Origin of the sequence: Shimia sp. CNT1-13L.2 (genome assembly GCF_024331145.1) — a bacterium.
In the GTDB taxonomy this organism is placed as follows: Bacteria; Pseudomonadota; Alphaproteobacteria; order Rhodobacterales; family Rhodobacteraceae; genus Shimia.
This window is the reverse complement of record NZ_JANDJO010000003.1, coordinates 34,978-55,042: the sequence shown is the minus strand read 5'-3', so window position 1 is coordinate 55,042 and position 20,065 is coordinate 34,978. Positions and strand designations below refer to the sequence as shown.

The 20,065-nt window shown below is 61.6% G+C and carries 15 protein-coding genes; 4 read left to right on the top strand and 11 right to left on the bottom strand.

Translation table 11 applies throughout. The features are described from left to right. Window positions 1-36: 36 nt before the first annotated feature. The 4 genes from glpD to NNA36_RS07095 form a co-directional block, all read right to left on the bottom strand. Window positions 37-1,596 (bottom strand): glycerol-3-phosphate dehydrogenase, encoded by a 1,560-nt coding sequence (gene glpD, locus NNA36_RS07110; protein ID WP_255105728.1) that lies wholly within the window; start codon window positions 1,594-1,596, stop codon window positions 37-39. Between the two features lie 154 nt (window positions 1,597-1,750). Further along, window positions 1,751-3,649: an acyl-CoA synthetase gene (locus NNA36_RS07105; protein ID WP_255105726.1), complete on the bottom strand. Its 1,899-nt coding sequence runs from the start codon at window positions 3,647-3,649 to the stop codon at window positions 1,751-1,753. A 259-nt stretch (window positions 3,650-3,908) separates the two neighbouring features. After that, a complete protein-coding gene (gene lysM, locus NNA36_RS07100; protein ID WP_255105723.1) occupies window positions 3,909-4,331 on the bottom strand; it encodes a peptidoglycan-binding protein LysM in 423 nt (140 codons plus the stop codon). 69 nt (window positions 4,332-4,400) lie between these two features. Next, window positions 4,401-6,200, bottom strand: a complete 1,800-nt coding sequence (locus tag NNA36_RS07095) for an ABC transporter transmembrane domain-containing protein (RefSeq protein ID WP_255105721.1) — start codon at window positions 6,198-6,200, stop codon at window positions 4,401-4,403. 267 nt (window positions 6,201-6,467) lie between these two features. Here NNA36_RS07095 and NNA36_RS07090 point away from each other — a divergent pair, with 267 nt between their 5' ends. Together NNA36_RS07090 and NNA36_RS07085 are read left to right on the top strand one after the other, a co-directional pair. Beyond that, window positions 6,468-6,758: a hypothetical protein gene (locus NNA36_RS07090; protein ID WP_255105718.1), complete on the top strand. Its 291-nt coding sequence runs from the start codon at window positions 6,468-6,470 to the stop codon at window positions 6,756-6,758. 138 nt (window positions 6,759-6,896) lie between these two features. Next, a complete protein-coding gene (locus NNA36_RS07085; RefSeq protein ID WP_255105717.1) occupies window positions 6,897-7,304 on the top strand; it encodes a hypothetical protein in 408 nt (135 codons plus the stop codon). A 172-nt stretch (window positions 7,305-7,476) separates the two neighbouring features. Here the strand turns inward: NNA36_RS07085 and NNA36_RS07080 are convergent, their stop codons facing one another. After that, the gene (locus tag NNA36_RS07080) at window positions 7,477-8,181 is read right to left on the bottom strand and encodes an NAD(P)H-dependent oxidoreductase (protein WP_255105715.1); all 705 of its coding nucleotides are present in this window, start codon (window positions 8,179-8,181) and stop codon (window positions 7,477-7,479) included. Between the two features lie 188 nt (window positions 8,182-8,369). On the opposite strand from NNA36_RS07080, the gene NNA36_RS07075 reads away from it, so the two are divergent. Continuing rightward, on the top strand, window positions 8,370-9,575 hold the full coding sequence (locus NNA36_RS07075; RefSeq protein ID WP_255105713.1) for an anaerobic sulfatase maturase: 1,206 nt from the start codon (window positions 8,370-8,372) through the stop codon (window positions 9,573-9,575). Here NNA36_RS07075 and NNA36_RS07070 read toward each other — a convergent pair. Beyond that, complete coding sequence (locus tag NNA36_RS07070) at window positions 9,572-11,503, bottom strand: acyl CoA:acetate/3-ketoacid CoA transferase (protein WP_255105711.1); 1,932 nt, start codon at window positions 11,501-11,503, stop codon at window positions 9,572-9,574. The genes NNA36_RS07075 and NNA36_RS07070 overlap by 4 nt on opposite strands. A 151-nt stretch (window positions 11,504-11,654) precedes the next feature. Between NNA36_RS07070 and NNA36_RS07065 the strand changes: the two genes are divergently transcribed. After that, window positions 11,655-14,015, top strand: coding sequence for a Tex family protein (locus NNA36_RS07065; protein ID WP_255105708.1), 2,361 nt, complete (start codon window positions 11,655-11,657; stop codon window positions 14,013-14,015). Between the two features lie 34 nt (window positions 14,016-14,049). Here NNA36_RS07065 and NNA36_RS07060 read toward each other — a convergent pair whose 3' ends face one another. The 5 genes from NNA36_RS07060 to NNA36_RS07040 form a co-directional block, all read right to left on the bottom strand. Further along, window positions 14,050-15,015, bottom strand: coding sequence for a GGDEF domain-containing protein (locus NNA36_RS07060; protein ID WP_255105706.1), 966 nt, complete (start codon window positions 15,013-15,015; stop codon window positions 14,050-14,052). A 3-nt stretch (window positions 15,016-15,018) separates the two neighbouring features. Continuing rightward, a complete protein-coding gene (locus NNA36_RS07055; protein ID WP_255105704.1) occupies window positions 15,019-15,606 on the bottom strand; it encodes a heme NO-binding domain-containing protein in 588 nt (195 codons plus the stop codon). A gap of 64 nt (window positions 15,607-15,670) precedes the next feature. Continuing rightward, window positions 15,671-17,428: a DUF4153 domain-containing protein gene (locus NNA36_RS07050; protein ID WP_255105702.1), complete on the bottom strand. Its 1,758-nt coding sequence runs from the start codon at window positions 17,426-17,428 to the stop codon at window positions 15,671-15,673. Window positions 17,429-17,596: 168 nt separating this feature from the next. Next, window positions 17,597-19,159: a trimethylamine methyltransferase family protein gene (locus NNA36_RS07045; protein WP_255105700.1), complete on the bottom strand. Its 1,563-nt coding sequence runs from the start codon at window positions 19,157-19,159 to the stop codon at window positions 17,597-17,599. A gap of 181 nt (window positions 19,160-19,340) precedes the next feature. Further along, on the bottom strand, window positions 19,341-20,030 hold the full coding sequence (locus NNA36_RS07040) for an HAD family hydrolase (RefSeq protein ID WP_255105698.1): 690 nt from the start codon (window positions 20,028-20,030) through the stop codon (window positions 19,341-19,343). Between the last annotated feature and the right edge of the window lie 35 nt (window positions 20,031-20,065).

Genomic DNA, 20,065 nt, shown 5'->3' with positions numbered 1-20,065 from the left:
AGGTGCCAGATTGGCTGCAAATCCCCGGCTTGCCAATCAGTTTTGCAGCGTAAACCACGCCCCGACCGCATCGCGTTCCGCCTCGGAGAGGCGCAGGCCGAGCTTGGAGCGCCGCCACAGCGCATCGTCGCCCTTGGTGGCAAACTCGCGCGCCTTCATCCAGCGCAGTTCGGCCTCGTAGAGGGTGTCTCCGAAATGCTGGCCAAGGTCTTCAACCGTGGCCGCCGCGCCCAGAACCTCCCAAGCGTCACGGCCATAAAGCCGGATGAGACGGGCCGCCCAAGGCGCGCTCAGAAACGTATAGTCATCCTGCAAGCGGGCGGTCAGCGTGGCGACATCACCCACCGCAAAGTCCCCCCCCGGCAGGGCCACGCCCGCCGTCCAGTCGGGTCTCGCTTGCGGGAAATGCGGCACCAGCCGCGCCAGCGCGGCTTCGGCCAGTTTGCGATAGGTGGTGATCTTGCCACCAAAGACATTCAGGAGCGGCGCACCACCCTCGTCCAGCGTCAGAACATAGTCGCGGGTCGCCGCCGTGGCCGAACTTGCCCCGTCGTCATAGAGCGGGCGCACCCCCGAATAGGTCCAGACCACATCGTCGGGAGTGATCGGTTGCTTGAAATACTGGGCCGCGAAATCAATCAGATAGTCGCGCTCGGCGTCCGTACAGCGCGGCGGCGTATCGGGATCTGTATGCGGTTCATCTGTGGTGCCGATCAGGGTGAAGTCCTGCTCGTAGGGGATGGCAAAGATGATCCGCCCGTCGCTGCCCTGAAGGAAGTAAGCGCGATCGTGATCGAACATCCTGGGCACGATGATATGGCTGCCGCGCACAAGGGTAACGCCCTCGCGACTTTGGGTGCCAACAACCCCCTTGATCACGTCGCCCACCCACGGCCCCGCCGCGTTCACAAGGGCACGGGCCTGAACCACGCGCTCCCCAGAGGCGCCGCGCAGGGTGACCTGCCACAGGTCCCCTGCCCGTTCGGCGCGGATCACCTCGGTCTGGACATGGATCGCCGCGCCGCGCGCCTCGGCATCGCGAGCATTCAGCACCACAAGGCGGGCATCATCCACCCAGCAATCGGAATATTCGAAGGCCCGCCGCATTTCAGGCCGCAACACCGCGCCTGCTTCGTCCCGCGTCAGGTCAACCGAGCGCGTTCCGGGCAGGATTTCGCGCCCGCCCAGATGATCGTACATGAACAGGCCAAGACGGATCAGCCAGGCAGGCCGCCGCCCCTTGGCCCAGGGCATGACAAGGCTCATCAGGCGCGACGTCGGCGTGCCACCGGGAAAGCGCATCTCGGGGTGCAGCGGCAGGATGAACCGCATCGGCCAGCTGATGTGCGGCATCGCGCGCAAGAGAACTTCGCGCTCGATCAGGCTTTCGCGCACGAGGCGGAACTTGAAATACTCAAGATAGCGCAGCCCCCCGTGGAACAGCTTGGTCGAACCGGACGACGTGGCCGAGGCCAGATCGCCCTTTTCCGCAAGCATCACCGACAGGCCACGGCCCGCTGCGTCACGCGCGATGCCGGTGCCATTCACGCCGCCACCGATCACGAAGATGTCCACGATATCCAAGTTGTCCGTCATGTCTCTGATCTTTCCTGAACAGGAAAACCGTTAGCGCCCAAACACGTCGCTTGAAAGCCCCAAGCGACACCGGGTGGCAGGTCTCCCCGCCACCCGGCAAAAATTCATCGAACTGTTACGCGCCCCGCCTTTTTCGGGGTCGCGTCACGGTGTTTCAGACCTGCTCGCTTTCCTGCGCCCATTCCCACGGACGGATGAAATCGCCAAGCACCTTGCCCACTTCCTCGTCCGAGGCATCGCCGTTGTTGGTCAGCTGGGCCACCAGACCGCGCTTCTTGTCATCAAGAACCGAGGTCACGCGGGCCGGCACACCCTCTTTTTCAAGAGCCGCATTGTAGATGCGCGTGATCGCCGATTTGCGCAGGTCGGGTTTGAAGATCTTGCCGACAGCGGTTTTCGGCAGTTCCGGCATGACCTCGACGTGCTTGGGCATGGCCGCGCGTTCGTGGATGTGGACCTTGGCGTGTTTCTCAAGCTCTTCCTGCGAAACACTCGCGCCCTCAACCAGTTCGACATAGACGCAGGGCACCTCGCCGGCGTAGGCGTCCGGCTGACCGATGGCACCGGCGAAGGCAACATCGTGGTGCGCCAGCATGGCTTCTTCGATCTCGGCGGGATCAATGTTGTGACCGCCGCGAATGATGAGATCCTTGGCCCGGCCGGTGATCCAGAGATAGCCGTCTTCGTCAATGCGCCCGAGGTCACCGGTCCGCAGGTATTTCTCGTGATGATAGAGATCGGCGTTCTTGTCGGCTTCGGTATAGGTGTTGCCTGCATAGACGCCCGGGTTCGAGACACAGATTTCCCCGACCTCATCGGTGGCGCATTCCACCGGACCATCGGGAGTATCTTTGAAGATGCGCACGTCGGTATGCGGGAACGGCAGGCCGACCGACCCGACCTTTTTGGCACCGGTGGGCGGGTTGCAGGACACAAGGCAGGTCGCCTCGGTTAGGCCGTAGCCTTCGACGATGTCCACACCACAGGTGCTCTCAAACCGTTTGAACAATTCAAGCGGCATCGGTGCAGAGCCGGAGAAGGCGGTTTTCACTGTCGAGATATCGGCGTCCACCTCGCGCTGCATCAGGGCGGCAACGGCGGTGGGCACGGTGATGATGAAAGAGGTTTTCCAGCGTTCGATCAGCTTCCAGAAGTTGTCGAAAACGCCATCCCCACGATAGCCCTGCGGCGTCGGAAAGACCACGTGGGCGCCGGACGAGATCGCCGCCTGCATGATGACGTGTACCGCGAAAACGTGGAACAGCGGCAGCGGGCACATGATGCTGTCTTTTTCGGTGAACAGCAGGCGATCCCCAAGCCAGCCATTGTAGATCATGCCGGAATAGAGGTGCTGGGCCACTTTCGGCATCCCCGTGGTGCCGCCGGTGTGGAAATAGGCGGCCACCCGGTCACCATCGGAATCGGCGAAATCCAGGGTGGTGTTCTGCCTGGCGATTTCCTTGTTGAAATCCTTGTAGTCGGCGTGCGGCTTGCCCTCGAGCTTGGGGCGGATCAGCGGCACGATCCAGGATTTCGGCGGGGTCAGATAGCGGTTGAGATCAATCTCGAGGACGGTGTGCACATGCGGTGCGTGGCGCACGGCCTCGGCCACTTTCTGGGCAACGTCGGTCTTGGGGAACGGTTTCAGCGTGACCACGACCTTGGCATCGGTTTCGCGCAGGATCGCACCGATCTGCTCCGGCTCGAGCAGCGGGTTGATCGGGTTCACGATGCCCGCGATCATGCCGCCCAACAGCGTGAACATGGTCTCGTTCGCGTTCGGCAGGATATAGGCGATGGTGTCCTTTTCGCCCACACCCAGATCGCGGAACAGGTTGGCCGCCTGCACGCTCTTGCTGTGCAACTCGGCCCAGGTCAGGGTTTCGGCCTTGTCCTTGGCCCCCGACAGAAGCTGGTAAGAGATCGCGGGACGGTTCGGGAAGCGATCCTTAGTATGGGTCAGAAACTCGTAAAGAGTCGTGGGAAGCTCCCGCTCGGACCAGGGCATTTCCTGTTCAATCTTTTGCAAGTCTTCAACCGATGAAAACGTCATATGTGATACTCCTCCCGTATTGCCCGTCACGCGCGCATCTATTGCGCCCAACGATGGGGGCAAAAACACCATCCCGCAAGTGTTTGGCCACAGCCTACGCAGGGTCAAGCGAATTAGAAACGTTGCGTTAAAACACTTGTAGTTGAACTAAATATGCCAAGTTTGCGCTATCGCAATGGCAAAGGGGCCGCTGCCTTGCCGCAGAACGCAAAAAGGGCGGCCGTGTGGCCGCCCCCGAGAATGCGCATGTCTGCCCCTCTCAGCCGTCCTGCGGAATGCGCAGAACCTGGCCAGGATAGATCAGGTCGGGATCTTTCAGCATCGGGCGGTTGGCCTCGAAAATCTCGGTATAACGCGAGCCGTTGCCAAGGGTCTTCGTCGCGATGGCCCAGAGGGTATCGCCCTTCTCGACCGTGTGGAACACCGGCTCGGGGCCGCTCACGTTGTCCTCGACAGCCGACACACCCTCGACGTTGCCGACGGCAAGGATCACCTTTTCACGCATCTCCTGGCTTGCGGCCTCGCCGGTCACCTTGACGGTGTCGCCCTCGACGGTGATGTCCAGACCTTCGGCATCCAGACCCAGCTCATGCACCTCTTGCTTGAGCGCCTCTGCGTCCGGCGTGTCGTCTCCGCCCACCAGCGATTTGCCCGCGCCCTTCAGAAAATTCCACAGTCCCATGTCTCTTGTCTCCCAGAGTGTTTCGTGGCGCGACCCTGCCGGAGGAGAGAGAGGGAAGTTAGGGGGAATTCAGAGCCCGTTGGCCCCGTCTGTGAACTGAAGCCGGGCCAGTTTGGCATAAAGCCCGCCCTCTGCAACGAGATCGTCGTGTTTGCCCTGCGCCACGATGCGGCCCCCTTCGAGAACAATGATCCGGTCGGCCTTTTTCACCGTCGCAAGACGGTGGGCGACAATGATCGTGGTCCGGGTGCGCGCCATTTCGTCAACCGCGTCCTGCACGAGACGTTCGCTTTCCGCATCGAGCGCCGATGTGGCCTCGTCCAAGAGCAGAACAGGCGCATCGCGCAGGATCGCGCGGGCAATGGCGATCCGTTGCTTCTGTCCACCGGACAGCATCACGCCGCGTTCGCCGACGAAACTGTCATAGCCTTCGGGCAAGGCGGTGATGAAGTCATGCGCAGCGGCGGCACGGGCGGCGGCCTCGACCTCGGCGTCAGTGGCATCAAGACGGCCGAAACGGATGTTCTCGCGGGCGGTGTCGGCAAAGATCACCGGATCCTGCGGCACAAGGGCAAGATGGCGGCGGAAGGTGTCGCGCGACACATCCGTCAACGGAATGCCATCCAGGCAGATGCGCCCGTGATCGGCGTCATAGAAACGCTGGATCAACTGGATGACCGTGGTCTTGCCCGCCCCGGACGGGCCAACAAGCGCCACGGTTTCGCCCGGCGCGATGGTCAGGTCCACCTCGGACAGGGCCGAGATATTGGGCCGCGAAGGATAGGCAAAGGACACGCCTTCAAAGCTGATCTCTCCCCTCACCGGCGACGGCAGGGCCTTGGGGGCGGCAGGATCATTTACGCTGTCTTCGGCGTGCAGCAGTTCGACAAGACGTTCGGTGGCGCCGGCGGCCCGCTGGAGTTCGCCCCAGATTTCCGACAGCGCGCCAACCGCGCCCGCCACCATAACCGAGTAGATCACGAATTGCACCAGCGCACCGACGCTCATGCCCCCTGCCCGCACATCGCGGGCCCCGATCCACAGCACGCCGACCACGCCGGTGAAGATCAGGAAGATCACGATCATCGTCATCACGGCGCGGGTGTTGATGCGCCGCTTGGCCGCCAGCAGCGACAGGTCGGTTACATCGGCAAACCCGTCCTTGGCGCGGGTCTCGTTGGTAAAGGCCTGCACGGTCTGCACCGACAACAGCGCCTCGGAGGCATTGCCCGAACTTTCGGCGATCCAGTCCTGGTTTTCGCGGCTGAGCTTGCGCAGGCGGCGGCCCAGAACAAGGATCGGCACGATCACGGCAGGCACGATCAAAAGCACCATGCCCGTCAACTTGGCCGAGGTGAACAGCATCAGGACAAGGCCACCGATAAAGATCAGCACATTGCGCAGGGCCACCGAAACGGACGAGCCGATCACCGACTGGATCACCGTGGTGTCCGTGGTGATCCGGCTCAGAACTTCGCCGGTCATGATCTTTTCATAGAAAGCCGGGCTCATCCCGATGACGCGGTCAAACACGGCCTTGCGGATATCGGCGACCACGATTTCGCCAAGACGGGTGACCAGCAGATACCGAAGCGCGGTTCCCACCGCCAGCAACCCGGCAAAGGCAAGTGCGGCAAAGAAATAGCGGTCGAGCAGCATATCGCTTTCGGTGCCGAAATTGTCGACCACGCGGCGCACCGCCACCGGCAGGATCAGCGAGACACAGGCGGTCAGCGTTAGGGCAAGACCGGCCAGCGCCACCATTTTCCGGTAGGGGGCAAGGAACGGGCCAAGGCCGCGCAATGCGCTGACGCGTTTGGATTTCTCGCGTTCCGCTTCACCCTGCTGAGGTGTCGGAGTTCTGGCCATGATCTGTTCCCCAAAACGTTTTCCTGCCGGTTGTAGTGGCGAAGCCGACCCCAAGGGTCAACCCGCCAGTTTCCAGCGCTATGCGGTGTCAGGTGGGGAAACCATGACAAAAGGCAAGAGGGGCGACGATTTGCGCAAGCCACTTACAGACGTGTTGCGGAATTGGCGGGTGGGGCAATGTCTGGTGTGAGCCTTTGTTGACAGCATGCTGCGGTGCGACCAATGTCGCTCACGGAAAATATATCGTTACGCTGAAGGCCAGAACAGATGGATGTTCGTGCAACAGACATAGTTGAAGAAATTCAGGAGTGTTTGACGGATACGCCTAATGCTCCAGCGGTGAAACGCATTTTGGCAGAACTTCAAAGGATGGCAGTTCAGCTTTCGGACAACGAGAAATCCGCAGAGTTTCACAATACGCTCCGGGGGTTTGTCCGCGTCTGGGGCGACATGTTTTCACCGTCAGAAGAAAAAATTTCACCACTCTTAGACGCGCTCTTTAGTCTCATGGTTACCCAGAAGATAGATCCAGACCGAAGTAGCTTTATAGTCATTTGATGACTTTTGTTCGCGGCGGCTTCGTCCCGCCAAACAGACCTTCGGGACAGTTCAGGCCTTCGCGCCTGCTTTAAGCCCATTCCACCGTATGAAGTCTCTCCGTTGCACACATTCGTAATTGGTGAGAAGAAGAACAACATGATCAATCGCGACCAAATGTTCGAACCCATTCTCGTGGCCTATCCTAACTTTTCTAGTAAGTGGCAAGAATTTGTAGATGAATGGGCTGGCGATCCCGAGGGGCTTCCTAACTACCTACTTATCTCCGATTTGGTTCGCGAGTGTTCGGGGTTGTTGTCATCTGGACGAACAAAGGAACTAGGCCAGATTTTCGAAGTTGTTGAAACGTGGCTGATAGAGGGGGAGCCCTATGTGAAAGAGGCGGCGACCGTCGGTTTTATCGAAGACCTCCAAAACGAAAACTTGCATGTCGGGACCGAACCGAAAGATTTCGTTCAGTATCTGAAACCAGAAAGTGCATTCTGGTGGAGAAAGGTGGAGGACTTTTGGCAGCGTGGCACTCTTTTAGTCGATGACCGCCACTAGCAAAGCAGAGGCGTCAACGGAAGCAAAGTCCGCATAGCCGCCGCTCCGAAAACACCCCTCGCGGAAACCTGCGAGGGGTGGTTTGTTGCAAGCGCCTGTTGTGCTTTGCGGTGTGTCTGGCATTACAACACGTCCGGCAAGAGGCTTGCGATATGCGCCGCCTCTTTTGGTTTCAGAACCACTGAACCATCTTGTCGGTCTCGCGGCGGGTCTTGCCAAAGGCGGGTTCCGCGGCGCGGTAGCCGAAGGCGAACATCACCGCCGGACGGTAGGCCTTGGGATCGACGCCGAAGTGTTCCTGCAGAACGTCTTGCGTGCGCGCGATCTCGAAGCCTTCGATGGGGCAGGAATCGATGCCCATCAACGCGCCGGCCGTCATCATGTTGGCCAGAACGATATAGGCCTGACGCGCCGACCAGTCGGTGATCTGGCGGTCGCCGTGAATGTCGAAATCCTCGGCCTGGAACTTGCCATAGGCGCCGTTGAACAGCTCGATGACCTCTTCCGGCAGCAGTTTCACGTCGCGATAGAACGACTGAAGATAGGGCGACCCGGCGGTCATGGTTTCGGAGGTATGGGCGAGGATGATGCCGAAATGGCTGGCGGTGCCAAGCTGCCCGCTGGTGCCGTGCATCGAGCCATTGGCGCCCCAGGCAAAATCGCGGAACAGCTCGCGCTTGTCCGGGTTCTGGATCATCAGGATCTGGAAAGGTTCGTGCCCGAAGGATGTGGGCGACAGGCGGGCGGCTTCGAGGATGGTGTCGAACTGGTCGTCCGGCACCTTGCGCTCGGCGTCGAACAGTTTGCAGGCGTGGCGGAAGGTGAAGGCCTCGATGATCTGGGCCTGAACGTCCTGAAGGGTGGCGATGTCTTTCATGGGAATGCTCCGGGTTCTTGTTCGAAGCGCATATAATCCCGCAGCGGAACCAGAAAAATCGGGGCAAATGCGAATTGATTATTCGCGTTTCGCGAATACTGCACCCCAATGCCAAGGTCGCGCATGAAACGATTGCAAAGCATATGCCTTCCGGGCCACAACAGGAGCTGAAAGCGCGGAGGCACACCATGGCTGGTCAACCCACACCGTTCAACATCATGACCAAGCCGATTGGTCCGCGGTGCAACATTGATTGCACCTACTGCTATTATCTTGAAAAGGAAAAGCTTTTCCCCTCGGAAAAGAAGTTTCGGATGTCCGACGAGGTGTTGGAGAGCTATATCCGCCAGACCATTGAGGCCTCGCTAGAGGCGGGCATGCCCGAGTTGCATTTCGCGTGGCAGGGCGGGGAACCGACGATGCTGGGGGTGGATTACTTCCGCAAGATCGTGGCACTTCAGCAGAAATACCTGCCCGACGGCGCGACCTGTTCAAACGCCTTCCAGACTAACGGTATGCTTCTGGACGACACCTGGGGCAGCTTCCTGAAAGACAACCGCTTTCTTGTCGGGCTGAGCATCGACGGCCCCAAGAAAATCCACGACCGTTACCGCATCGACCGGGCGGGTCGCCCCACCTTTGACGCGGTGATGCGCGGTCTTGATGTCCTGCAGCGCCACGGGGTAGAGCACAACGCGCTGACCACCGTGCATCGCGCCAATGGCGGCAAGGGGCGCGAGATCTACAAGTTCCTCAAGGGGGCGGGCTTTGACTATATCCAGTTCATCCCGATTGCCGAACGCAGCGCCGGTGACGGGCTGGCGAGTGCGCCGCAGGTCGATATGGACCCCGGCAACGCCGTGACCGAATGGAGCGTTGCCCCTCGCGCCTATGGCAAGTTCCTCTGCGATGTCTTTGACACCTGGTTCAAGGCCGACATCGGCAAGGTCTTTGTCCAGTATTTCGACACCCAGGTCGGGCTCTGGCTGAACGGGCAATCTTCGCTTTGCGTCTATGCCGAAACCTGCGGCAACGGCCTTGCGCTTGAGCATGACGGCAGCCTCTATTCCTGTGACCACTATGTTTACCCAGAGTACCGCCTTGGCAAGATCACCGAAACGCCCCTGCGCGAGATGCTCTGGACCGAACGGCAACAACAATTCGGACGCGACAAGAAAGAGACGCTGACCAAACAGTGCCAGTCCTGCTCATTCCGCTTTGCCTGCAACGGTGGCTGTCCGAAACAGCGGTTTGCGACCTCGAAAGATGGTGAGGCGGGGCACAACTATTTCTGCGAAAGCTATACCATGTTCCTGCGCCATGCAGGCCCGCGCATCAAGACGATGGTGGATCTGATCGCACGCGGCCGGCCGGCGTCCGAGGCCGCGCGCTAGGACTGCGCCGCGTCGAGGAAAGACCGTGCCTGTTCGCTTGTCTCGAAGATATGCGGGCGGGCATGTGGGAAAACCTCGTGCAATTTCATACGCATGAAGGCCGATCCTGAATAGCGTGAAACCGTGCGGTAGTATTGCGCATCCAACGCCGCCACCATCCGCGCCCATTCGTTTTCCAGTGTCTCGTCGATCTTGAACCCGTCATAGTTCACGATCACATCCACCTTGTCGGCCAGCGGCGCGCAGGCCGCAGCCACCAACTCGCCAACCCGGTCGACCTCGGACTGGCGACGCACCCGCATCTTTTCAAAGTTGAGGTACAGACGGCCCACGCTCGGGTCGACGGCAATGCGGTCGGGCAGATCGAGGTGAAGCAGATCGGTGCGCAGCCCCATTTCACCCTCGCGGAAAATCCGGTCATCCATCAGGCGCAGCTCGTCGTCGATCACTGGCGGCACGGCCATCTGGCCGATGATGTCGCGCTCGAGATCAACGCCCGGCGCGATTTCCATGAGCTTCAACCCCTGCCCCGACAGTTCGAACACCGCGCGTTCGGTCACATAAAGCACGGGCTGGCCCAACTGTCCGGCACGCGCGCCTGAGAAGGTGATCTGCTCGACATCGGCAAGAAACTTCTGCGCCTTGCCCTCCTCGCGCACCGCAATCTGCCCGTTCTCGATGGCAAGATCGAGGCCGGAGGCCGTGAAGGTGCCGGCAAAGACCACGCGCCGCGCGTTCTGCGAGATATTGATAAAGCCCCCGGCCCCGGCCAGACGCGGGCCAAAGCGCGAAACATTGACGTTGCCGTGGCGGTCGGCCTGCGCAAGACCAAGACAGGCCATATCGAGCCCGCCGCCATCGTAGAAATCGAACTGGTTGTTCTGCGGGATCACCGCGTCGGTGTTGATCGCCGCCCCGAAATCCAGCCCCGAGGCAGGCTGCCCCCCGATCACCCCCGGCTCTGCCGTCAGGGTCATATGCTCCAGAAGCCCCTCTTCCGCGGCCACGGCGGCCACCCCTTCGGGCATGCCGATGCCAAGGTTCACAACCCCGTTGACCGGCAGTTCGAACGCACAGCGCCGCGCGATGATCTTGCGCGCATCCAGCGGCATCGGCGGGATTTCCCCCTGAGGAGAGCGGATGCGGTTGGTGAACCCGTGGCTAAAGGCCGTGCGATAGGTCTGAAGGTGATTTTCCGGCTCGGCCACCACCACGGCATCAACAAGGATGCCCGGTATCTGCACCTCGCGCGCGGGCAATGTGCGGGCCTGCGCGATGCGTTCCACCTGAACGATCACCACGCCGCCCGCGTTATGCACCGCCATGGCCTGTGCAAGGTTGTCGATGGTCAGCGCCTCGCGCTCCATCGTGATATTGCCCGCCTCATCCGCCGTGGTGCCGCGCAACAGGGCCACCGTCAGGCGTGGTGCGGGATAATACAGCACCTCTTCCCCGCCGATCTCCATCAACTCGACCTGCGGTTCGGTGCTGATCTCGTTGATCGCGCCGCCACCGAGACGCGGGTCGACAAAGGTGCCAAGCCCGACCTTCGACAACATGCCCGGCTTGCCCGCCGCAATGTCGCGATACAGTTGGCTGATACAGCCCTGCGGCAGGTTCCAGCCCTCGATCTTTCCCTGCGTCGCCAGCTGCGCCACCTTGGGGATCAGCCCCCAATGCCCGCCGACAACTCGTTTGAGCAGGCCTTCGTGGCCAAGCCGGTTCAACCCACGCTCCTTGCCGTCGCCCTGACCGGCGGCAAAGACCAGCGACAGGTCACGCGGGTGCCCGGTCTCGACAAACCGTTTTTCAACAGCCGACAGGAGTTCATCCGGCACGCCGATCCCGACGAATCCGGAGGTGGTGATGGTGTCGCCATCCTTGATCAGGGCGGCAGCTTCGGCGGCGGAGACTACTTTGCGTTTCATCCCTTCACTTCGCGCAAGCCCGCCCCCGCCGTCAATCGTAGGACTACGGGATCGTATTTTTACGGAACCCCCCGCATCGCGGTTTCTTCCACTTGGCAGCCCCCCTGCACGCCGCTATCAAGACCCTCCCAACAGTCGGAGAAAAGAAGCCTTGGACACCACCGCCGCCCGCATTGCCCGCACCATCGCCACCGAGATCGGCGCCGCCGCAACCCAGGTTTCGGCCGCTGTGACCCTTCTGGACGAAGGCGCAACCGTGCCCTTCGTGGCCCGCTACCGGAAAGAGGTGACCGGGGGTCTGGACGATACGCAGCTGCGCACGCTGTCTGATCGCCTGACCTATCTGCGTGACATGGAAGCCCGCCGCGAAACGATCCTGCAATCGATCAAGGATCAGGGCAAGCTGACGGATGCGCTGGCGAAATCCATTGCCGGTGCCGACACCAAGGCGGCGCTGGAGGACATCTATCTGCCCTACAAACCCAAGCGCCGCACCAAGGCGATGATCGCGCGGGAAAACGGGCTGGAGCCGCTGTTGCAGGCCATCCTTGATGACCGCGCCGCCGTGCCGGAAACGCTGGCCGAAGGGTATCTGTCCGAAGCGGTGGCAACCGTGAAAGACGCCCTCAACGGCGCGCGTGACATCCTCGTGGAAACGCTGGCGGAAAACGCGGGCCTTCTGGGATCGCTGCGGGATTTCATGAAGAAAGAGGCCTTTGTCTCGGCACGGGTTCAGGAGGGCAAGGAACAGGCCGGGGCCAAGTTCTCGGACTATTTCGATCACCGCGAGGCCTGGGCGACGATCCCATCGCACCGCGCGCTGGCGATCCTGCGGGCCTCGAAAGAGGAAATCGTCAGCATCGAGATCGCCCCTGACGCCGACACCGGTGTTCCCCGCGCGGTCGACATGATCGCCGCCGAGATCGGCATCCAAGGCGATGGCCCGGGCGATCAGTGGCTGCGGGCTGCGGCCTCGTGGACCTGGCGGGTCAAGCTGAGCCTGACCATGTACCTTGACCTGATGACTGAGATGCGCCGCGCCGCCCATGAAGAGGCGATCACGGTTTTTGCACGCAACCTCAAAGACTTGCTCCTCGCTGCTCCGGCGGGTGCGCGGGCAACACTGGGCCTTGATCCGGGTATCCGGACAGGTGTCAAAGTGGCCGTGGTGGATGCCACGGGCAAGCTTCTGGATACGGCAACCGTCTATCCCTTCCAGCCCAAGAACGATCTGCGCGGCACCGAGGCCAAGCTGATCGAGCTGATCCGCAAACACGACGTGGAACTGATCGCCATCGGCAATGGCACCGCAAGCCGCGAGACCGAACGTCTTGTGGGCGACCTTTTGAAACTGCTGCCGGCCAGCATCAAGAAACCCACCAAGGTCGTGGTCTCGGAAGCGGGTGCATCCGTCTATTCGGCCTCGGAAACCGCCGCGGCCGAATTCCCCGATCTCGATGTGTCGCTGCGTGGTGCGGTGTCGATTGCCCGCCGCCTTCAGGACCCGCTGGCCGAACTGGTGAAGATCGAACCGCAGTCGATCGGTGTCGGCCAGTACCAGCACGACGTGGACCAGCGCCGCCTGTCACAGGCGCTTGAGGGCGTGGTCGAGGACGCGGTGAACGCGGTTGGGGTGGATCTCAACATGGCCTCGGCGCCGCTGCTGTCGCATGTCGCGGGCCTAACGCCGTCGCTGGCTCATGCGGTGGTGATGCACCGCGACATCCACGGCGCGTTTTCGGCGCGTAAGGACCTTCTTGATGTGCGCGGGTTGGGGCCGAAGGCTTATGAACAGTGCGCAGGCTTCCTGCGCATCCGCGAAGGGGCCGAGCCGCTGGATGCCTCATCCGTCCACCCCGAGGCCTATGGCGTGGCCCGCCGCATCGTCGAGGCCTGTGGCCGTGACCTGCGCAGCATCATGGGAGATGAAGGCGCGTTGAAACGCCTGCGCGCCGAGGATTTTGTTGACGACAACTTTGGTCTACCGACCGTGCGGGACATCCTCTCCGAACTTGAGAAACCGGGCCGCGACCCGCGCCCGAGCTTCAAGACCGCCACCTTTACCGATGGTGTCGAAGAGATTTCCGATCTCAAACCCGGCATGGTGCTGGAAGGCACCGTTACCAACGTGGCGGCCTTTGGGGCCTTTGTCGACATCGGGGTGCATCAGGACGGGCTTGTCCACATCAGTCAGCTGGCGGATCGCTTTGTCAAAGACCCGCATGAGGTGGTGAAAACCGGCGACGTGGTCAAGGTCCGCGTGACCGAGGTGGACGCGCCGCGCAAACGTATCGGCCTGTCGATGCGCAAGGACGGCGGTGGCCGGGATGCGGGCGGCGCCGGAAACCGGGGCGACAAGCCCCAACGCGGCAAACCGCAGGGCGGACAGCGCACCTATCAGGGCAAGGGCAAACCCCAAGGCGCGGGCCGTCATCAGGGTGGCAAACCCCAGGGCGGTGGCACGGGCGCCTTGGGCGATGCCCTGCTGAACGCGATGAAAAACAAACGCTGACGGGTCTGCCCGCCCCTTGCGGGCGGGCGCGCGCCTAAGCCATACGAAAACGGCCACGCCCGCCATTCTTGGCGGCATACAGCGCGGTGTCGGCGCGCGCCCACAGTGTTTCGCCTGTATCGCCACTACCAAAGGCGTTGGTCGCAATACCGATCGACGCCGAGATTTCACAGGTGTCACCACGCCAGCGGATCGGGGCCTCGATCCGTTCAATCAGGCGTTGGGCGATATGGGCAACCGCGGCCTCGTCCACCTCACCAACAAGGATGATGACGAATTCGTCACCGCCCACCCGCGCCACGCAATCCCCCTGTCGGGTTTCCTGCACCAGCACGTGGGCGACGCTTTGCAACACGTGATCCCCCGCCGGATGGCCATGGGTATCGTTCACCGCCTTGAAGAAATCGAGATCCACCTGCATCAGCGTCACCGCTTCGCCCCGGTCGATCAGGCGGGGCAGAACGTGATCCACCGCGCGGCGGTTCTTGAGGCCGGTCAACGTGTCGGTAAAGGCCTGTTCCTCAGCTGCGATTTTTGCCCCCTGAAGCCGCTGGTTAAGCTTGCGCGACACCTCCATCGCTGCCGATTTGGCCTCGATCAGGTAGAGCATCTCGATGGCGAGGTCGGTCACCGCGAAATCAGAGGCGCTGAGTTCGAAGTCGCGGACCCCATCCATGATCGCGATGCCAAAAGAGAGGTCGAGGATTCCACCCTGCCCGGGCACGGCCACGAACACCCCCTTGAAGGCATGCCCCCCATGCCCGCGCAGACGCAGAGAAAGTTTCTGCCGCTGTCGTGCCAGCAGGGCGTTCATATCGCACACACCGCTTGGCCGGCGCACTTCGATCAGGTCAAACAGGCAGGCGTCCTCCTTGCGCTTGTCCGGCAAGAGCTTGGCAAGTGTCGGCCCGATGTGCATCACCCGCCCCTGCTCATCCACCGCAAGGTGCATGGGGCACAGCCGCGCCAGAAGCTGCGCGATATCGCGATCATGCAACATACCCTAAACCGCCCGCGCCCCGATCTCGAAACTGCGCCCCTTGGCAAAGGCCGTTTCGATCAGGGTAATGTCGATTTCTTCTGCACCGGCCAGAACCCCGTTATGTTCCAGAAAGACAAGCGCCCCATAGTCATCAGCCAGCGTGCGTAGAATACCGACAGCCACATGCCCGAACCCCGGGCGCGGAAATCGGCAGGTGAGACGGAAATGATGCGGGTCGACTTCGCGGACGTCCAGTTGCGGCAGAACCAGATCATCCACCGCCAGCCGCGCCCGATCGGGAAGTTCCTCAAGCGAATTCAGGAAATCAACAAAGGTCTCGCCCCCAAACCGCAGCAACCTGCGCAAGGCTTCGACGTTGGGATGCGACACAAGGTAGGTTCCGATGTCTTCCAGAACCGTGTCACGGGGGGATTTCAGCGCGGCCGAGACCATATCAAGCAGCTGGTCCGTCAGCTCATCCTCGTAGTGCAGCATCGCTTCGAACTCGACCTCGTCCAACCCGGCGGCAAAGCACATGCTCTGCCAGCGATCAAAGCCGTAGTTGTCCTGAACGAAACACTGGATCGCCCTGTTGATCAGACCATGCATGCCTTCTGCCCCGACTGTTCGAGGCCGATCCTGCGATCAAAGGTTTAAGAAGCCTTCAATAGCTTCAATTGTCAGGACTTATTTCCAGATCGTCCAACCAGAGCGATTTGCGGCTTGAGGGGGCGATTTCAAAGTCACCCGCCTTGATCCGCGCCACGTCGTCCTCCGTGATTTCGGCCACACCGTCGCGGCTCTGGTTGCGCAGGAAGGCACCGGCAATCAGCCTGTCCTCTTCGAAGCGCAGCTGGATGGCGTCATAGTGCACCCCTCGGCGCGGCAGGAACAGGATGCCTTCCGCGCCCTCGGCCCCGCCAAAATCCCCGATCACCACAACACAGCCGGGATCGCTGGCCCGGGCACAGACCTGCCCCCAGTCGTCAAGGCGGAAGTCTGGCAGAATGGACAGCGCATCCGCGGTCATCTCGGCACCGGAGCCGACCACCGTCAGGTTCGCCAGCAGATCGGCCACCTTGATCTCGCGCGCCTTGTCACCAGAGCGCCGCTGAAAGACATGGCGGCGGTCGGTCTGGCCCGCAAGGTCAATCGCCTTGCGAATATCGGCGTGTTCTTCGCCTTCCAGCGCGGCCAGACGCGCAAGGCCCACCTGCCCGGCCCGCCCCCAATCATGCGCCATTTCCCAGACCGCGGCATCATCGGCAGACACGCGGCCGTCAAGGTAGCGCGCAACCTGGCTGTTGGTGGCGATCCGTTCGGGATTGAGGACCGGTGTCAGCCAGAGAAAAGCCACGCCGATCACCCCCAGCGCCACCCAGACATTGGCATCACGCACGTGCTGCATCCAGCCGCCACGCCGGGCAACGGCAAGGGCGTAAACCACGGCATAGGTCGAAACGATGCCGGCTGCGATGGCCGCGGCAAGGCGTTCGGGCGTCCAGCCATGCTGATCGACCCTAAGCCAGATCGCATAGACCGTCAGCCCGGCCAGAACCACGAGCAGAATGGCAAGCGCTTCGGTTGCCAGACGCATGAACCGCAGCGCCACGGCACGATCATCACTGCGGTCGACGGCGACGCTGACCAGGGTGATGCTGCCGATGGCAACCACCAGGAGCGTGGCCGAGGGGGACAGCCCGCCAAATAGGTTGTTCATGTCGCGAAACGGCAGAGCAAGCGCAAAGACGCCAACCACGACGACCATCACCGGCACGAGGATGCGCATCAGGCGCAGCACCATGAAGGGCGAGAGATATTCCCGCATCTCGTAGACCACGGTCAGCGCAAGACCCAGAACCGCGCCGGTCAGGACATGGGGTACGGGATCGATGTCCAGAAGGTCTTCGATAATGGTGATCGCGACGATCTCGAACAGGGCGTTCGAAAGCAGCAGAATACCCCAGAACACGCCGGCAAACAGCCAGGCCGCCGAATAGCGCACCACCACCGACCAGCTGAAATCAAAGAGTTCGCCATAGTTGCGCCAACGATCGGGGTGAATCAGGCGCACGGCCATGAACGGCGTTCCCACGAAGAGGATCACCGCCCAGGCCAGCAGGGCAAGCCCGTCGTCTCCGAACCCCTGAAGCGTCTCGTGGCGCAGACTGGCCCAGCCCAGCGCAAGGGCCGCCGGTATCGCAAGCCCAAGAGCGCCCGGCACCGCTCGCCGCAATGGCACCGGCCCGACAATCCCGAGCAAAACGCCGCTGAAGCCCGCCACCGCCGCCGTGACCGTCACAAAGACATGCGGGTTGGTCAGGACATCTGGCACCACGTCGATCAACATCCACATCGCAAAGCCCACGACGCCTCCGATCAGGGCCATCGTTGCGCGGCTCGAAATATCCTTGCTGTCGGCTGGTGTCATGCCAAGTCCCCCTTAACCCGCTTTAGTTTAAAGCCTTTTGCCAAAAACTTGAAAGCGAAGTTTCCACGGAATGCCGTGGCGGCATGACGGCGCGTGGTGGGTGCAACAGCTCCAAACGCAAAAGGGCGCCCCACGGGGACGCCCTTTCCAGTCGGTAACAAACCCTGCTCAGAAGTCGGTGGGGGCCCCGCCCTCTGCCTTTCGGCGGGCCACGAAATCGGCGAGTTCCTCGCGGATCGCCTCGTCCATGGGCGGCGCTTCGAAGCTGTTGATGATGTCCTTGTAGACATGGTGCGCGCGTTCCGGCGTCCAGACCGATCCGGCCGCTTCCCAGGCCTCGTAGTTGCGCCAGTCCGAGACAAACGGCTGATAGAAGGCGGTGGTATAGCGGTCCTGCGTGTGCTGGATGCCAAAGAAGTGGCCCGCGTTGCCCACATCCTTGATCGCATCCAGCGCGATTTCGTCGGGGCCGGTTTCGGTGATCACCGGCTCCATGTAGCGCTGGATCATTTGCAGGACTTCGCAGTCCATAACGAATTTCTCAGGGCTGGCAATTAGCCCGCCCTCAAGCCAACCAGCCGCGTGATAGACCATGTTGGCCCCGGCCTGTACCGCAGACCACAGCGAATTCGAGGTTTCCCACATCGCCTGACCGTCCGGCACGTTGGCGGCGCAGACACCGGAGGCTCGCATCGGCAGGCCGTAGAACCGCGCCATCTGACCGGTCATCTGGGTGGCGCGCATGTATTCCGGCGTGCCAAAGGCCGGTGCACCGGATTTCATGTCGACATTCGAGGTAAAGGTGCCAATCGCGCAGGCTGCGCCGGGGCGGATGTACTGGGCCAACGCCACCGCACAAAGACCTTCGGCCAGAGACTGCGCCACCGCACCCGACATGGTGACCGGAGCCATCGCGCCCGCCAGCGTGAAGGGGGTCACCACGAGGCCCTGGTTGCGACGCGCCATGCGCATCCAGCCATCCATCATCGGTTCGTCATGCTTGAGCGGCGACGTCGAGTTGATGTTGGTGTACATTTTCGGGCTGGCTTCGAATTCCTCGTCACTCCAGCCGCCGGAGATCCGCACCATCTCCATCGAATCCTCGACCCGCTCTTTGCCAAGCGAATAGGTGTGCGCCACCTTGTCGGTCAGCGTGAGCTTGTCATAGAGCACGTCAAGGTGACGCACGCTGGCGTGGATGTCCTGCGGTTCCACCGGATAGCCGCCGACAAAGTGGATACAGTTGAAATACTGGCTCAGCTTGAACAGGTTGGCGCACATCTCGCGTGTGCCCGGCACCTTGCGGCCCAACTCCATGTCCCAGTAGTTCGGCGGCGAAGACACGTTGCCGAACAGGATGTGGTTATCACCCAGCGTGATCTGGCGCTCGGCATTACGCGGTGTCATGGTCCAGCTCGACGGCGCCTTGCCGACCATCTCCATGACGAAATCACGGCCCATGCGCACGTTGTCACCATCAACGGTACAGCCGGCTTCCTTGAGGATGCCCTTGGCTTCCTCGTTGTAGAACTCGATGCCGATCTCTTCGAGAATGCGCATCGCGCCGTCGTGGATCGCCTGAACGCCTTCCTCGGTCAGGGGTTCGGTCGGCCGATCGATATTGACCGGCTGACGCCATGGCATCTGTTCGATAACCCCCGCGCTTGTGCGCCGCGCCGAATTGCCCGCGCGGCCACCACCGCGCCGCCTGCGTCCACCTGTGTCACTCATGACAGTCTCCTCATGCGTTGTTCCCAACAGCAAACACGAGGGCCGGATCGATTAATCAGACCTTTACGACAAAACTCGTCGTTTTTTGAACAGGCACCATTTCGAGACGCAAAGGAAGGCACAAAAGGAAAGGGCGCGCCCCTTGGCACGCCCTGTTCAAAAAGATGGATTCGCTTGTGGCCTAGCCCTGCACCCAGGCGGTCAGATGGCCGATATCGGGAAAGACCGCATCGGCATAGGGCGCCAGTTCATCCTCAAGTGCAACGCCGGTCAGAACCGCGACGGTCTGCATCCCGGCCCGCCGTCCGGCAACGAGATCATGGGTACTGTCGCCCACCATCACCACACGTGCCGGATCAAGCGACATCTGATCGGCAAAGGCCAAGAGCGGCGAGGGATCGGGCTTGGCACCGAATCCGCTGTCAAAGCCCGCCACGAAATCGAATTTCTCGACCACGCCGGCCTCGCCCAGATGCGCCCGGGCCGCATATTCCGTATCGTTGGTCATCACGCCAAGGCGCATGCCAAAGCCCGCCAGATCATCCAGAAACGCGCCCAGAGGCACTGCCTCGACCAGAGGGGCCGTGGCCGCCGCCCGCATCAGGCGCTCTTCCAGCGCGGCCACGTCGGCCCCGGGCAAGGCACTGGCCACCGCTTCGGCTGCATCGCGGTTGGTCCCGGCAATGATGATGCTTTGCGGCAGGAAGGCACCGGTGCCAAGATCGAAATCCATTGCGCGGGCAATGCGTTCGGCCAGGGCGTCGTCGCCATTGGCAAAATCACGGATCATGCCGCCTGCCCAGCTGTTCCAGGTGGCCCCGAAATCAAAAAGCGTCCCGTCCTTGTCGAACAAAAGCCCGTCTACACGCATTCTACTCGCTCCCCGTTTTGGCGGCTGTCCCGCCG

Excerpts from the sequence above, each read along its gene's own strand:
- NNA36_RS07040 (WP_255105698.1), bottom strand. The coding sequence starts at position 20,030 with ATGCGTGTAGACGGGCTTTTGTTCGACAAGGACGGGACGCTTTTTGAT.
- NNA36_RS07050 (WP_255105702.1), bottom strand. The coding sequence starts at position 17,428 with ATGACACCAGCCGACAGCAAGGATATTTCGAGCCGCGCAACGATGGCC.
- NNA36_RS07045 (WP_255105700.1), bottom strand. The coding sequence starts at position 19,159 with ATGAGTGACACAGGTGGACGCAGGCGGCGCGGTGGTGGCCGCGCGGGC.
- NNA36_RS07090 (WP_255105718.1), top strand. The coding sequence starts at position 6,468 with ATGGATGTTCGTGCAACAGACATAGTTGAAGAAATTCAGGAGTGTTTG.
- NNA36_RS07075 (WP_255105713.1), top strand. The coding sequence starts at position 8,370 with ATGGCTGGTCAACCCACACCGTTCAACATCATGACCAAGCCGATTGGT.
- NNA36_RS07055 (WP_255105704.1), bottom strand. The coding sequence starts at position 15,606 with ATGCATGGTCTGATCAACAGGGCGATCCAGTGTTTCGTTCAGGACAAC.
- lysM (WP_255105723.1), bottom strand. The coding sequence starts at position 4,331 with ATGGGACTGTGGAATTTTCTGAAGGGCGCGGGCAAATCGCTGGTGGGC.
- NNA36_RS07060 (WP_255105706.1), bottom strand. The coding sequence starts at position 15,015 with ATGTTGCATGATCGCGATATCGCGCAGCTTCTGGCGCGGCTGTGCCCC.
- NNA36_RS07080 (WP_255105715.1), bottom strand. The coding sequence starts at position 8,181 with ATGAAAGACATCGCCACCCTTCAGGACGTTCAGGCCCAGATCATCGAG.
- NNA36_RS07095 (WP_255105721.1), bottom strand. The coding sequence starts at position 6,200 with ATGGCCAGAACTCCGACACCTCAGCAGGGTGAAGCGGAACGCGAGAAA.
- NNA36_RS07105 (WP_255105726.1), bottom strand. The coding sequence starts at position 3,649 with ATGACGTTTTCATCGGTTGAAGACTTGCAAAAGATTGAACAGGAAATG.
- NNA36_RS07085 (WP_255105717.1), top strand. The coding sequence starts at position 6,897 with ATGATCAATCGCGACCAAATGTTCGAACCCATTCTCGTGGCCTATCCT.
- NNA36_RS07070 (WP_255105711.1), bottom strand. The coding sequence starts at position 11,503 with ATGAAACGCAAAGTAGTCTCCGCCGCCGAAGCTGCCGCCCTGATCAAG.
- glpD (WP_255105728.1), bottom strand. The coding sequence starts at position 1,596 with ATGACGGACAACTTGGATATCGTGGACATCTTCGTGATCGGTGGCGGC.